Genomic DNA, 14,423 nt, shown 5'->3' with positions numbered 1-14,423 from the left:
ATGGTTTTCACTGTGCAGAATGATGGACAAATTTGCTTAGGGTCAGGCCTAATCCATGTTTTCAAGAATCAAGTTGACTCGACCCTTAGGGTGGGGTTTATAATAATCAGAAAGGCGGGATAGTGGTGGAGAATCGAATTAAAATCGGCGATTTTGTAAAATTAACCGGAAGTACATTAAAAACCGTTCTCTATTACCATAAGATTGGTCTACTTCAAGAACCGGAGCGCTCTTCGGGGGGATACCGCTTATACGGACCTGCGGAGTTAACTCGTATGCAGATAATAAAACATTTAAAATGCCTGGGGTTGGATCTGAAGCGCACCAAAGAAATCTTGGGAGATATACACAACCACAAAACCTTGCGGGAAGTCTTACAGTCTTTGCAAGCCGAACTTCTAAGCGAGAAAAAAAGCCTTGAAGAAAGAATAGCGAAAATTGAAAAGATGCTGAGTGAAGACACAGTTCCCCTGGACGAGGATAGTTTTGCATCTCCTTCTTTTCAAATGATTATGGATATACTGGGACCGGATCAAATCGAAAAATATGCCCGAACCTGCCCGGAACTCTTTGATCAGCAACGGAAAGTGTATAGCATCTTGGATGATTTCCAGTGGGGTGAGGATTACCAGGAAACTTTTCGAGCCTTGGCAGAGTTTTTTAAGGCACATCCCCAAGAATATCAAATCTCCTTAGATTATGGGGCGCGTCTTGCCAGGCTGGCCCAACTGTCGGAAGATGATCCGGAGGTTGAAGCTCTGGCCCGTGAATCTGCCGAGTTTATCAAAAGTATGCCTCAATTAATGGAGATATTAGGCAAACAAGCGGGAATAAAAAAACCTCTTGCAAGCTTATATAATGACATGGTGGCGAACGTTATCTCGCCGGCCCAGGTAAAGCACGGGCAACTTCTCCAAAAATACCTCGCTTCAGGGACTAACTTAGCAGGCGATTGTGACCCCCCGGCTTTGTTAAAGGATAATAAAAAATAGCCGGTAAATTGCTGCCGAGGGATGGAAAAGATATCTCTTGATTTATTTATCCAGAAGATCCTAGACAAGATTAGGAGGTAATTTTCATGGAAGATAATACTAAATTGTCAAAGCAAAAAGCCTTTCTTATGCCGATAATAATTTTGATTGTGCTGGGCGCTGTCTTATTCATGCCCGCAGGTTCGTTACGGTTTTGGGAGGCATGGATTTTTTGGTCGGGATTCTCTGTCTTGACGCTTTTTATTGCGATCTATTTTCTAAAAAAAAGTCCCGAACTTTTGTCGAGACGAATGCAGTATAAAGAAAAGGAAACTACGAGAAAACCTCCCGCCTTCTTAAACTTATATTTCCTCTGTTACGTAATACCAGGCCTTGATTTTCGTTTTCATTGGTCGACTGTACCGGTTTGGCTTGTTATTGCTGCGAATGCCATTGTTTTTCTAGGCTATATATTTATTATCTTAGTTTTTAAGGAAAACAGTTATGCTTCCACTGTTATACAAGTCGAGAAAGAACAACGGGTTATAACAACCGGTCCCTACGCCATAGTTCGCCATCCGATGTACCTGGGGCTGGTATTAATGATATTGTTCACCCCTCTTGCGCTTGGTTCTTATTGGGCCATAATACCTGCTCTTCTCTGTATACCGATGAATGTATTTAGGATAATAGGCGAAGAAGAAGTGCTGTTACGAGACTTAACGGGGTATAAAGATTATTGTTTAAAGACACGTTATCGTTTGATACCATTAGTTTGGTAAAGAGTTCGAAAGTAAGTTGGAAGCGCTAGGATAAACTTAAAACAGACAGTTATATTCTATTATGGACCTGTGCATAATAATGAAAACGAAGAGTTATATCTTAGAGTTGCAATCCTATTAAAATCCCCCAAAGAACCGCCTAATTATATAAACTTAATACAATCTTTTAGGTTTTGTAGAAAAAAGGAAATAATAAAAGACATAAATAGGCAAAGACTTATTTGGAAAAAGAAGGAAATTAAAACATAAATATCTAAGTATATAAAAGCCGTTTTGGAGGTGGGCAAAACCCGTCCCCCACACACCTCACAGGAGGTCAAAAGAGATGCAGGAACAGGCGGTCATGCCCAAAACGGCACCGGTTTAAAAAGGAAGGTTAGAAAAACCTTCCTCTTTTTACTTAATTCAGCTACTTCGGCCCTCATTTTAATCAAGTTTATCCATGAAGCCCAGCCAATCAAACTCGACCGAGCCCTTGACATTTTGATCCTCTCTAATTATAAAACAATACTGGGCCGGCCGGAAAATAGCCGAGCTTGAAAGACAGTTTCAGGTAGATCGCGACTCTATCCATATTTGGATCAACAAGGCCGAGACTGCTTTACGAGAAGCACTGTCACCCAAAAAACCAGGCCCTAAAAAAGATCCTACAGCTCAACTGATCAAAAGAAACGCTGAGTTAGAAATGATAAACGAGCAATTGCAGATACAATTACAGCAGTTATCACATAATTCACAAATCACGGTCGGGGTTAGTCGCCGGCAGCTTGTTCAAAGACCCAGTACCTGCCCCTCATGTGGTTGCGACGTTATCTGGAGAAATGGTACTTATGCTCGTAAGGATGATAAAGTGATGGTTTGCAGTTTCCTGTTGGGGTGCATCTTTGCCTTGAACAATATGTCTTGAATATATACGTTCCCGATGCCTGCGATATTGTTCTGGTTGAGCAAAAAGCTCTTGACAGAGCCTTTCCTGCCTTTAAGGAGACCAACAAAGTGTTCTTCCGTAAACCCGGAATCCCTGATCGGTGTATGACCAAGCTTTGCCGTCATCTTATGGTTTCCTAAATCGCTGCCATTTACGGCATGTACATAACCAAACCACCAGAAGCCGATAGTTAATAACCGCCCGTCATGGATATCAATTCTTAACTGATACTTGTCGGGCAAGGTTTGATCATTTTCATGCAGGATAACATTTCCTCCCATACCAAGGCTTAAAAGAAGCCGGTAATCCTGCTCAAGTTTTATACAAACCCACTTCCCCCTGGATGTAATATGTTCGATCCGCTTGTCCGATAAAATGCTGATGAAATCGGCAGCAGGCATATTAAGACACTTTTCCTCGATTACATGAACGTCTTTGATTATTTGGTTCCTAAATTCCCTGTTTATCTGTTCGGACAACTGAAAAATTTCCGACAATTCAGGCATCTACGTCACCGCTCCATATTAATGATTATCTTAGCTGACCTCACCTTGTACCCATAATGTCAATTAATCATTGCCAACAGCATGGCAATGATTAAAATTATTTCTCCTTTGGTTCAAAATACGAAGGAGGTGTGTCCGCTTTCCTTTTAACTTACCTTTTGCTCAGTAATCCCTTGCCACTAGAACATTTGTTTGGCAGAATGTTGGTAAATAATTTTTCTGGAAAGATAATCCTTAATATCTTAAAGAACAATAGCAGGGGGTTTAATAATGATATCGACAATTTATTTTAATTTTATCACAAAAGATAGACTTTTAGCTTTCCTCGGCAAAGATGACGATAAGAAATTAAAAAAACATGACCTTATTAATGAGATAACAACACTTTTATGCGACAACGAGATTCTGTACAAAAAATTTTTTAACACATTTAAAAAAGAACTTGCAGTATTTCCCACAGAGTTAGAAAAAATTCTCAGTTGCACAACCACTGAGCGCAAGCGCTGGACGGAAGAAGGAAAACTCTCGGTAGTGGAATACCGACAGTTCAAAAAATACGGTAAAGTGCTTTCACATCCGGTTTACAACCGATGGGATATACAACTCCTTTCTCCCGATACTATTGAAAGGTGGCGTGCGGAACATCAAAAGTCTGTTTCCGATAGTAGGAAAACAGCCGCTAAGAAAGCTTTACGCACAAAAACTAAACACGATAACTTAAGGCAAAGCTTTGCTCAGGAGTGGAAGGAAATCCTGGTATCCTGGTACTGCAAAGGTTCACCCGAGCTAGCGGCTACTTTTGAACTTGCATATTGGACAGTCTGGATTTCACGCTGGGCAAAAGAAAACAATCTTAAAAGTAGACGTGCGATAAAATACACTACTGAATACCAAGAAAAAGAACAGATATGTTACACACTAAAAAACAAATCTGTAAAACTACTCTCAAAAACACCTTTTGCCAAGCTTTCTTTTTACATGCCTGATAGCCCTGACAAGATATATATAAGTTTTTGCGATAAGCACTTCGAAGATTTTAAAGATTTTCGGAATAATTTAGGGTTCAATAAGATGGAGTATTATGATAATAATAAAAAATATATAAATAAATGCAATAAATGTATTGTTGATATTGATAAAAACTATTATTCATTATATTATCTAGAAGTTTCGAGCGAAACTTTGTCTGATATTACATTTTCATTCCATACACCGTTCCCTATAGGAAATGAATTCTGGCCTCCCCCAAAGAGCCTACCGGCAATTGAACACTATGAGAACGACGGTATTTTCCGTTTCGGCCGTCCGGTACTTGATGAAGAAAAAATTGTTTACCGGGAGAAGGATGTGTTAAAAAGATTTAATAATGCAATAACTAAATTCCTTTTATATTATCAAGGCTAAACATATGTATAGAAATTGTTTTTTAAACCTTTTCCTTACGGTTTTTCAGGAGGGCTGTAATGAGCCTCAACTATTATCTCTTGCTATATAATGTATATACAGTGTATATTAGAGGTGATAATACTGGTAATAAAAATTCACGGTTTCGAATGGGACGAACATAACATCTGGAAACCACTTCGTCATGGGGTAGAGATAGATGAAGTAGAATCCGTTTTTTATAACCGACCAATTAAGTTCCTTAACACCCGTTCCAACAGACAAATTGCTCTTGGCCGAACCGACGAAGGACGATTTCTAGCGGTTGTTTTTCAAATCAAATCCAATGGCACTATTCGACCTATCACGGCCCGCGATATGACAAGTACAGAACGTGATTATTTCAAAAAGAGGCGATAATATTATGAAATCTAAGATTCCACATTTCAAATCGGAAGAAGAAGAAGCCAGATACTGGGAAATCCATTCAACTACCGAGCATCTGGACGAACTGGTAGAGGTAGAGGATGAAATAGAGATAACGTCACCCCGTCGGAATAAGAAACCGATAAGCATCAGAGTTGATGAGGATGCTTTGGACGCTATTAAAGATATTGCCGGTGAACTGCGTATACCTTACCAAACACTCATTGGAAGTTGGCTTGTTGAAAAACTGAGGAAAGATTATCCTGATGCGCTTAGAAAGCATATTCGCTCCACAAAAGGATAACCGTAAATATCCCTGATCTCATCATAGAAAATATGATGGGTTGTAAAGTTCAACTCTTTTTCCATATCCATTAGCTGTGATATTCCTTTCAGTTTCTATTGTCCTGATAGACTTTTTTCATTAGGATGTCAACAATACTTTTCGCTCGTCTGACCTTTGCGGAAATAACCGACCCGATTGTTGACCATTTCATTTCTCAGGCAAAAACGCAGGGTGTTACCGAAAATCAAAAAACAAAAATATTGGATGATCTAAAAATAATCAAATTGGTTGTTGCTGACAGGCAATAGCAACAATATAATGAAATTGGATTAATCCAATGAGGTATTTTATTATGAGGGTGACAATTAACAGAGAGGCTGATACGCCTGTCTATGTGCAGATTTTTGAACAGGTGCGGCGTCAAATATTATCCGGTGAGCTTTTACCCGGTTTTCGTCTTCCACCGGAAAGAAAGTTGGCTGAAAGCCTTGGTGTAAACAGAACTACCGTATTAAATGCTTACCGTGAGCTAAAAGCGGAAGGATTGGTAGGTTCGCGTGTGGGAAATGGAACCATTGTACTTGCATACCCCGACGAGGAACTGAATCCTGGCAGCATATCTTCACAAGAGCCGACTTGGAATCAGATTTTCAGTCAGTATGCAAATAATTTTAATTCTTATATGGTTAAAGACTTGCTGGCTTTGGCAAACAGAAAAGATGTTATTTCTTTTGCTACCGGAATTGCTTCCCCTGAAACCGGTCCTATACAAATATTAAAAGGGATTGAGCAAGAATTGGTCGAGCAAGAGAATTACAAAGCTTTGCTTCATACCCCGACAGAAGGCTTTACTTCCCTTCGTGAAGCTGTGTGCTGTTTAATGCACAAAAGGGGAGTTTACTGCCGATATGATGAAGTAATGCTGCTTTCAGGGTCACAACAGGGAATTGATCTGGCGGCAAGAATAATAATTGATCCCGGAGACCTGGTTGTTGTGGAAGAGCCTACATTTTTTCCGGCGATTCAGGCCTTTAAAACAGTTGGTGCAAGAGTAATTGGAATCCCAATTGATGATAAAGGTATGAGGATTGATATATTCGAACAGCTTTTGCAAAGATACAGGCCAAAGTTGATATATACAATACCAACTTTCCAGAATCCTTCCGGCACTGAAATGGAACTTGACAGAAGAAAGCAACTTGTAGAGCTTGCATATAAATACAGGGTTCTCATTATTGAGGATGATGCTTACGGAGATCTCTGTTATGAAGGTCATGCCCTCCCTCTGCTGAAGTCGATGGATAATGACGGATATGTTATTTATTTAAGCACTTTTTCAAAAATTGTATACCCGGGTTTGAGATTGGGATGGATTGTGGCACATAAAAAGGTTGTAAAAAAATTCGCCGCGGCCAAACAAATCATGGATTTGCATTCCAACAGTCTGTCACAATGGATCATTGAAAGGTTCATCACAAGCGGATCTTTTGCATCGCATATACATAAAGTTTGCGCAGAATATAGGGCAAGAAGGGATGCTATGTACAATGCGCTATCCCAATATGCTCCGAAAGATTTGCTCTGGAACAGACCCAGGGGTGGTTATTACATCTGGTGCAAACTCCCGGAAGGCGTATCGGCGTCAAAGCTGATTTCAAAAGCCGCGGAACACAAGGTGGCATTCGTACCCGGGTCTCCTTTCTTTACATCGGGCCAAGGTGACGACTTTATTCGCTTAAATTTTACCTTTGCAACATTTAAGGACATAAATGAAGGGATTAAGAGATTATGTGAGGCTATGAAAGAATTGATTGATCATAAAGATCACGATGAGATTTATGCCGATATGGAAATCAACCCCATCGTGTAAAAGGTTCAAACTATATTTAAACGGCTAAAAGGCCATATTGGAGATGCTGACATGGATTTTAAATATGCCAAGAGAATGACGTATTTAAAGGCGTCGGAAATAAGGGAGATTTTAAAAGTAACCGAAAAACCAGAAGTAATTTCATTTGCCGGTGGTCTACCCGCACCGGAACTTTTCCCGGTTGAAGAGATTAAAACAGTCAGCCGGATTGTGCTTGAAGAAGAAAGCGCCAGGGCTTTACAATATACAACCACTGAGGGTTATAAGCCTTTGAGAGAATGGATTGCCAATAGGATGAATTCCAGGTTGGGTACTGAATTTGCATCAAAAAATATACTTTTAACTAATGGATCGCAACAGGCACTGGACCTTTCAGGAAAAGTCTTCCTGGATGAGGGAGATGTTGTGCTTTGTGAAAGTCCAACATATCTTGCGGCAATAAGTGCGTTTAGAGCATATGGATGTAAGTTTATAGAGGTACCCACAGATAATGACGGAATGATACCTGATGAACTTGATAGGATTCTTGAAAGTACCAAAAGGGTGAAAATAATATACATAATTCCTGAATTCCAAAATCCGACAGGAAGAACATGGAGCCTAGAAAGAAGAGAACGACTTGTAAAAGCAGCCATGAAACACCAAGTTATGGTTGTTGAAGATAATCCCTATGGGGAGCTCAGGTTTGAAGGTGAATCCCTGCCTTCTGTGAAGTCTTTTGACCGGATAGGCTGTGTGCTTTGCCTGGGGACCTTCTCCAAAACATTTTGTCCGGGATATAGAATCGGATGGGTTGCCGGAGATAAAAGTGCCATTGATAAATACGTACTTGTTAAGCAGGGGGCTGATTTACAATGCAATACGATTGCCCAGATGGAAATAGCCAAGTACCTTGAATTGTATGAAATAGACGACCATATTAATAAAATACGTGAGGTATATAGGAAACGCAGGGATTTAACCGTTAAAACGATGGAGGAGGAATTTCCTAAAGGAGTAACCTTTACGAGGCCTCAGGGTGGCTTGTTTGCATGGGTTGAACTTCCTGCCGATGTCAATGCAAGGGATGTTTTGGAAAAAAGCCTGGAAAGAAATGTTGCTTTTGTTCCGGGCGGTTCATTCTTCCCCAACGGCAGCAAAGAAAACACCTTCAGAATTAACTATTCCAACATGCCGGAGGACAGAATTGTAGAAGGACTTAAATCCCTTGCCGGTGTTTTGCGCGAATTCGTGCAGCAAGTATAAAACATATCAGGGAGAGGGGAAGTTTTTTTTGAACGTTAAATTTGAACAAATGACACAGGATTATGGGAAAGAGGTTATGGATATCTTTAATTATTATGTGGAAAATAGTTTTGCCGCATATCCAGAGAAAACTCCCTTATGAGTTTTATGGCAAATTTTTTAAAATGACAAAAAATTATCCTGCGTATGTAATTAAAATGGTGATTCCGGATTAGATATTTGAAAAACTCATAAAATGAAGTACCACGTTTACCACATAATAACTTTTAACACAAATTGCTATAATATAATTTGCGGTGCCATGTATGCTAGACTAAAAAAATTCCCTGACCGAATGATTTTGTTATCGGCCAGGGGAGGTCTAATGTAACGCCAAGAATTAAATATATATATCTTAAACCTATAATTCTTATAATAAAGGATCCATAGTTAGTGCGGGGTGCCCCTTCTCTTCAAGAAAGGACATGATTTCCTCGCCGCTGGTACCTACGGTTTCGTCGGCAATCTTATCTATAAAATCCTTACCCAAACCGGCGTTTTCCGCAGCTTCTTCCAGAGCGGGCCGCAGCTCTTCCTTCAGTGACTTGGGCATCCACACCAGTCTGCCCAGACCACCGTCGGCAGGTACAAACTTGGGTGAGGACAGGTATGATTTACCCATACCCATGAAGCCGGGCATCTGGGCACCGCCACCGATAGTACCGGCCAGCGTAGAGAAGGTCATACCGGACGGGGTCATACCGCTGTGCTCCCGGTTTACGACCATAAAGCCGTTGCATTCGGGCACCATGGCCAGGATACACTCAAAGCAGCCGCAAGAGGTCATCGGGTATTCCATAATGGTATAGAAGTTTATAAACTCTATATTGCGCTGCGAGTTATTGAAGCAAAAATCATTAAATGACTGCCACTGGCCCTTGAAGTCGTCCAGTAAGCCTTCCTTGGGAACGGGCTGGTTGGCACCGTGCGGGTTGATTTCATAAGCCGCTTTGGCATCAAGCCAGCTCACCGCGCCGCACAGGCCGACCCGCTCGGGGGCGATTACGCACACGTGGGTGGGCGCAAAGCTCTGGCACAGGGTGCAGGAGTAGAAGGTGTCCACATTTTCGTCCCGCAGTTCTTTAAGGCGGTCATCACGCTTCTTGTAGTAATCGCGGGCCATTTCACGCATTTCCAGCACTTTTTGTTCATCAGTGTAAATAGTCACTGCAATACGGTCCACAATAGCGGAGAATTCAGACTTAAACTTGGCGTACAGTATGTCGCCGATATGCTTTAAGCGGAAGCCTTTGGCATAGGCTTCTTTACTGATACGCATCCAGTTGATATCCCGCTGAGCCGTGTGCCACAGACCTTCGCCGTAGTTGGAGAAGTAGTGAATGCGACGCTCCAGCACGGGTTCAAAGTCTTCTTCCATCTTACGGCCGTATACGTCCACCACGATACCGATGGGCATCCGGCTGCCCTCGGGCACAGTGTCGACATCCGGGCCGATCAGCTCAATTTTGCCGTCTTCAATAGTGTCATCGGCCATACGCACCAGCTCGAAGCCAGGAGTCTTGGTGCCGCCGAATTCAACATACATATCTTTCTTACGAATGGACTCACCTTCAAAGGCGGGACCCACGGTAATAGGCACGTCGATATCCACAGAGGTAATTTTAATGCCCCGTACTTCAAGGCAGGTTTGTACGATCTTGTCATAGTCGGGCTCGCTGATGAACCAGTCTTTAATTTGCTTGTCCTCGGGCAGCTCCTGGTCGGTGATGACCGGGAAGCCCACGTTGATGCAGCCCATGGCAGCGGCGGTCTTAACCATGTCGTGTTCGCCCAGGTATAATACGAAAGCAAGGAGTCTATCGCGTTGATATTGGCGCTGCAGTTCTCGTGCCCCTGGTTTTATACCTCCTAACATCATACCTGCCCTCAGTGCATAATTGGCAGCGTGCACTACCTGGGTAAAATTACCCAGCGGGTAAGCCATGTAATCAACACCCAGCTTGACGTTTTCCTCTAAGAGTTGTTCAATGATTTCATCGCAGAGAAATAGCATAAGGCCCTTGCCCATTAAGTCGTTAACGATTTTTTTGGCTAATATTGAATCCCTGGCGCGGCCAAGAATTACGGCATAGCCGGGAATAGTCCAGTCCACCATTTTGGTGCCCCACTGGCGTACCACGGGGTCACCGATGAACCCGGTCCAGGGAGCTACATGCAGTGGATTTTCCGGAGTGTTTTTAATATACCTGAGGGCCTCGATAATATCGGCGGCGTACCAGGTGGCTTCACCCCACTTACGGGCGTTGGCAAAGGTTTTTTCTTCTCTGACGGCGGCACGCATACGATTCAATACTGGTACCATATCACTCAGGGTTTTAACCTCTTCACCGCTCAGGCAACGGATTACAGGCAAGTAGTAAGCAGTTTCGGGATAGCCCACGGGCTGATCCTTGCCGTAGGTGCGGATAGCCTGATTGAGCAGTATCTCCGCGTAGCTAAGGGCAGTAATGGTGCCCTCGTAGGCTTCCTTGAACAGCTTTTTGGGCTCCTTGCCCGCTTCTATGGCGCCTTCGAAAATTTGATCAAAATTAATGGCTTCGCTCACTTCTATTTCCCTCCCTTTCGTGGCATTTTACCAGTTTTGGCACAGGCTGGTTTCCAGATCCTCGGCTACCCGGCGGTGTACGCCCAGTTTCCAGGTTCTGTATTCCAGAGCATTAAGCAGTTTTTGAATAGATACTTCGATATCGGGCTCGAGAATAAAATAACCGCCAAATACGTCGCCGGCTATCTGGGTAAGGATGCTGTAAATAAGGTCGCAGCCTTCCACCGGCGGCATGGTACCTACATGAGTAGGCATACCGATATCCAAGCACCAGGTGCCAATACTGGTAGCTTTACCACTCATGGCTTCAGGAGCAGAAGCTACAAACGGAACTTTCGGGGTATCTACACCAAGATCTTCTGCCATCAGCATTAAAAGCTCGGCACCACGGGAGTTGTCCACGCAAGAGCCAATGTGGAATACCGGAGGCAGACCTACCTTGAGGCCCGACTTTTCATTGAGGCGCTTGAGGAAACTCTTCAGTCCTTCGCCGCAATATTCATCTACCTTGTCCGGATCCATCATGCCGACCTTGGCGCAGGCCTGGGCATGGCAACCGGTTGAAATAACAAAAACGTCGTTTTTCAACATGCCTTTGGCTATTTCAATGTGGGCCTGATCCTGGAAGGTTTTCAGGTTGGAGCAGCCTACCATAAAGGCTACACCTTTTAGTTCTCCGTTAAGAATGGCTTCGTTAAGTACCCGGATGGGATTTTCAGGATTAACTTTGCTGAACAGTTCTAAGAGTGCTTCAATGCTCCAGCCGGCTACCACCTTGTTCTTAATATTGGGGATGTGTACCGGTCGGTTGCCGCGCTCTTTGAAGGCTTCAATGCCGTAACGAATTACTTCCTTGGCATTTTCCATGGCCGTAGCTTCCTGATAGTCGATGTGCATGGTACCGGGGTTTTTGACAAGATCTGAAGTTGTTATCAGTTTAGTGCCGAAGCATTGGGCTACGGTGTTCAAGCCCGGCATAATGCACTGTACGTCAACTACCATGCAGTCTACGGCGCCGGTACAAATGGCCAGTTCCTGGGAGGAGAAAGAGGTAACCAGGGGTATCCCTTGGCGCATAAGCACTTCGTTACCAGTACAGCAGATACCAGAGAGCTGGATACCTTCGGCTCCGGCTGCTTTAGCTTCGTCTTCCAACTCGCGGGCTGCGGCGACGATCATTTCGCTGAGCAGCGGGTTGTGGCCGTGCAGTATGATATTGACCTTCTTGGGTTCAAGCACGCCCATGTTAGCCTCGCTGACAACGGGTTGAGGTGTGCCGAAGATAATATCGGAAAGATCGGTGGCAATCCATTTGCCGGCCAGGTCGGCCAGACCAACGCGCACTGCACTGAATACTATGTTGACCGGGTCATTGTCCATACCAACGTGAGCCTGGGTAACCAGATCGGAAATTGTTGCATGCAAACCATGTGGCATTACATTGCGCTCACGGTAATTTTCAAGTCTTTTATCAATAAGCATCTTGGTAGTCCAGGTGGCTTCGCCTTCACCTTTAAGGCGTTTGAAGTCATCCAGTGCTTTTTCAGCCAGTTCTTTGGCCAGGGTGTTAATGTCTTTGCCTTCGGTTTCAATATCGACTTTTTTACATATTCTAATCAGCTTTTCCGGATCTTTAATGGAATAATCCGGTGCATGGCCCTCAGCAATCATGTGCAGTACGTGGGCAATGTGGTTGCCGTGCTGGGCGTGGGACGCACAACCGGTAAGAATCATCAGGCCGACGCTGCGGGCCACAATGGTCCAGGCATTAGCACCACAGATACCTCTGCTGGCAGGGCCTTCATCGGCTTTAATACGGCAGGGACCCATCATGCAGAAACGGCAGCAAATACCTTTATAACCAAATTGACATTGCGGCTGCTGGGCCACTACCCGGTCAAAAGCGGTAATTACTCCTTTTTCTCTGGCTATGTCGATCATTTCCAGAGCCGCAGGATCAACCGATCGTTTGGCGTTTTTGGGATCGATTACCCGCGGTGTTTTATTGGACGGTCGACTGGTCAGGTTGGAGTCTTTGTACCTTGGCATTTAATCTCCCTCCCAAATTAATGTATGTTAACTTATCAACTGTTTAAATTCGTCAATCACCCCTCCTTTGTTTTTTTGTTTATGGCAATTCATTTAACGGCAATGTTCCACCCAACGACATTGATATTGAGCAAACCTCAAGTATTTCTCTTGCTGTCGCGCCATGGTTAATGCTATGATCAACTTGGCCCAAAATACACCCCTTGCATCCAGCAATTATACTTCCGCAAAGAGCTATTAAACGCTTTGTTTTTGCATCAAACACACCATCTTGATTGATGTTATTGTAGTGATCTATAAATTTGTCTCCTAGTACCGGTTCGAGATCAAAATATTTTAAATAATTATCTCTTATTTCTTTTAAGTGCAGGAACATTAGCCTATGGCGAAGTATTGGACGGTAACACCAGCGATAAAACCTGGAATAACGAACTGTTGGGAAAAATCAAATAACTGCTGTCTGGTCAAGCCGGAAAAGAATTAATATATGTACATGTTGAAGATTATATGGTGCGAAATATAGGTTAATTCATTTGTTCTGCTCATTTAAAATTGTTTTTCTTCTTTCATTTTAACTGTTTAATTCCGTTGGGATGATCTATTGACAATTAGTGTAATATATATTATACAATTTGTCAATTATATTTTACTAGGAGGATGCATACTTGAAAAACTTGGATTTTTCGATCGTTCGAAACCTTCGCACGAAACGAGGCATGTCGGCAGAGGAACTTGCTAAGGCTGCCGACCTAACAAGGGCTACTATAGCTAAAATTGAAAATGGCGGTGGCAATCCCACGATGGATACGATCGAAGCTTTGGCCGGCATCTTTCAGCTTTTACCAAGCGAACTAGTTCAAATGGCCGAAATTGCCCGCTTTGAGGAAACAAGAACAGAACCTATGAAAAATTACGAAGGTTTTGAAGGTATTATTGAAGGGAAACATTTAATCTTTTCTAATTTCGAAATGTTTCATATTCACGCAAAAGCAGGTGCAAAAATTAAATCTGACCCCAAATTCCATGAAAACACAGCAGAGATATGCTTTGTTCTCTCCGGCAGGGTAATAGTAATGATTGGGGAACAGTCCCGTGAATTAAGTTCGGGCGCAGCTTTGCGATTTAAAGCACTTTTTAATCATCAAATCTCTATTTTAGAAAAATCAGAGTTGTTTATGATCCACCATAAATTAACGTAAGCTATAACAATATGTAAATGCTCGAGGTTGTTTTCTTCCAAGAGTGCTACAATTATTGTATTAAATTTGGCATTTAAAAAAGGGGGGAATTAAGTAAAACTCAAACCAAAAGATTCTTACGCTTCTGATGTTTTCCTGTAAAAGGCCGAAGAAGCAATGAATTATTATGTTTC

At 42.7% G+C, this 14,423-nt stretch carries 12 protein-coding genes; 8 read left to right on the top strand and 4 right to left on the bottom strand.

Annotated features, from left to right (window positions below):
• Positions 1 to 125: 125 nt before the first annotated feature.
• Positions 126 to 992: a MerR family transcriptional regulator gene (locus DESGI_RS02555; RefSeq protein WP_006523439.1), complete on the top strand. Its 867-nt coding sequence runs from the start codon at positions 126 to 128 to the stop codon at positions 990 to 992.
• Between the two features lie 86 nt (positions 993 to 1,078).
• The gene (locus DESGI_RS02550) at positions 1,079 to 1,753 is read left to right on the top strand and encodes a methyltransferase family protein (RefSeq protein WP_006523440.1); all 675 of its coding nucleotides are present in this window, start codon (positions 1,079 to 1,081) and stop codon (positions 1,751 to 1,753) included.
• Between the two features lie 828 nt (positions 1,754 to 2,581).
• Here DESGI_RS02550 and DESGI_RS02540 read toward each other — a convergent pair.
• Complete coding sequence (locus DESGI_RS02540) at positions 2,582 to 3,187, bottom strand: DNA-formamidopyrimidine glycosylase family protein (RefSeq protein WP_006523442.1); 606 nt, start codon at positions 3,185 to 3,187, stop codon at positions 2,582 to 2,584.
• A 270-nt stretch (positions 3,188 to 3,457) separates the two neighbouring features.
• Here DESGI_RS02540 and DESGI_RS02535 point away from each other — a divergent pair, with 270 nt between their 5' ends.
• The 5 genes from DESGI_RS02535 (at position 3,458) to DESGI_RS02520 (ending at position 8,397) form a co-directional block, all read left to right on the top strand.
• Entirely contained in the window at positions 3,458 to 4,591 is a 1,134-nt protein-coding gene (locus DESGI_RS02535; protein ID WP_006523443.1) for a hypothetical protein, read from the top strand.
• Between the two features lie 90 nt (positions 4,592 to 4,681).
• On the top strand, positions 4,682 to 4,990 hold the full coding sequence (locus DESGI_RS23565) for a BrnT family toxin (RefSeq protein WP_006523444.1): 309 nt from the start codon (positions 4,682 to 4,684) through the stop codon (positions 4,988 to 4,990).
• Between the two features lie 4 nt (positions 4,991 to 4,994).
• A complete protein-coding gene (locus tag DESGI_RS02530; RefSeq protein WP_006523445.1) occupies positions 4,995 to 5,300 on the top strand; it encodes a CopG family antitoxin in 306 nt (101 codons plus the stop codon).
• Positions 5,301 to 5,619: 319 nt separating this feature from the next.
• Entirely contained in the window at positions 5,620 to 7,152 is a 1,533-nt protein-coding gene (gene pdxR / locus DESGI_RS02525; protein WP_337833191.1) for a MocR-like pyridoxine biosynthesis transcription factor PdxR, read from the top strand.
• 51 nt (positions 7,153 to 7,203) lie between these two features.
• Entirely contained in the window at positions 7,204 to 8,397 is a 1,194-nt protein-coding gene (locus DESGI_RS02520; RefSeq protein WP_006523448.1) for an aminotransferase-like domain-containing protein, read from the top strand.
• Positions 8,398 to 8,806: 409 nt separating this feature from the next.
• On the opposite strand, the gene acsB is transcribed toward DESGI_RS02520, so the two are convergent.
• The 3 genes from acsB to DESGI_RS23560 all read right to left on the bottom strand — a co-directional run bounded on the left by acsB (position 8,807) and on the right by DESGI_RS23560 (position 13,427).
• Positions 8,807 to 11,002, bottom strand: coding sequence for an acetyl-CoA decarbonylase/synthase complex subunit alpha/beta (acsB, locus tag DESGI_RS02515; protein ID WP_006523450.1), 2,196 nt, complete (start codon positions 11,000 to 11,002; stop codon positions 8,807 to 8,809).
• Positions 11,003 to 11,029: 27 nt separating this feature from the next.
• Positions 11,030 to 13,051 carry an anaerobic carbon-monoxide dehydrogenase catalytic subunit gene (gene cooS / locus DESGI_RS02510; protein ID WP_006523451.1) on the bottom strand — a complete coding sequence of 674 codons (2,022 nt, stop codon included), beginning with the start codon at positions 13,049 to 13,051 and terminating at the stop codon, positions 11,030 to 11,032.
• Between the two features lie 79 nt (positions 13,052 to 13,130).
• A complete protein-coding gene (locus tag DESGI_RS23560) occupies positions 13,131 to 13,427 on the bottom strand; it encodes a carboxymuconolactone decarboxylase family protein (RefSeq protein WP_015617905.1) in 297 nt (98 codons plus the stop codon).
• Positions 13,428 to 13,716: 289 nt separating this feature from the next.
• On the opposite strand from DESGI_RS23560, the gene DESGI_RS02505 reads away from it, so the two are divergent.
• Entirely contained in the window at positions 13,717 to 14,250 is a 534-nt protein-coding gene (locus tag DESGI_RS02505) for a helix-turn-helix domain-containing protein (protein ID WP_006523452.1), read from the top strand.
• The last annotated feature ends 173 nt before the right edge of the window (positions 14,251 to 14,423 follow it).

The sequence above is a fragment of the Desulfoscipio gibsoniae DSM 7213 genome (assembly GCF_000233715.2).
In the GTDB taxonomy this organism is placed as follows: Bacteria; Bacillota; Desulfotomaculia; order Desulfotomaculales; family Desulfallaceae; genus Sporotomaculum; species Sporotomaculum gibsoniae.
This window is presented reverse-complemented; position numbering and strand designations above follow the sequence as displayed.

What these genes read in the sequence shown, in the direction of transcription:
- DESGI_RS02550 (WP_006523440.1), top strand. Translation starts at nt 1,079, where the DNA reads ATGGAAGATAATACTAAATTGTCAAAGCAAAAAGCCTTTCTTATGCCG.
- DESGI_RS02540 (WP_006523442.1), bottom strand. Translation starts at nt 3,187, where the DNA reads ATGCCTGAATTGTCGGAAATTTTTCAGTTGTCCGAACAGATAAACAGG.
- DESGI_RS02535 (WP_006523443.1), top strand. Translation starts at nt 3,458, where the DNA reads ATGATATCGACAATTTATTTTAATTTTATCACAAAAGATAGACTTTTA.
- DESGI_RS23565 (WP_006523444.1), top strand. Translation starts at nt 4,682, where the DNA reads ATGTATATACAGTGTATATTAGAGGTGATAATACTGGTAATAAAAATT.
- DESGI_RS02530 (WP_006523445.1), top strand. Translation starts at nt 4,995, where the DNA reads ATGAAATCTAAGATTCCACATTTCAAATCGGAAGAAGAAGAAGCCAGA.
- pdxR (WP_337833191.1), top strand. Translation starts at nt 5,620, where the DNA reads ATGAGGTATTTTATTATGAGGGTGACAATTAACAGAGAGGCTGATACG.
- DESGI_RS02520 (WP_006523448.1), top strand. Translation starts at nt 7,204, where the DNA reads ATGGATTTTAAATATGCCAAGAGAATGACGTATTTAAAGGCGTCGGAA.
- cooS (WP_006523451.1), bottom strand. Translation starts at nt 13,051, where the DNA reads ATGCCAAGGTACAAAGACTCCAACCTGACCAGTCGACCGTCCAATAAA.
- DESGI_RS23560 (WP_015617905.1), bottom strand. Translation starts at nt 13,427, where the DNA reads ATGTTCCTGCACTTAAAAGAAATAAGAGATAATTATTTAAAATATTTT.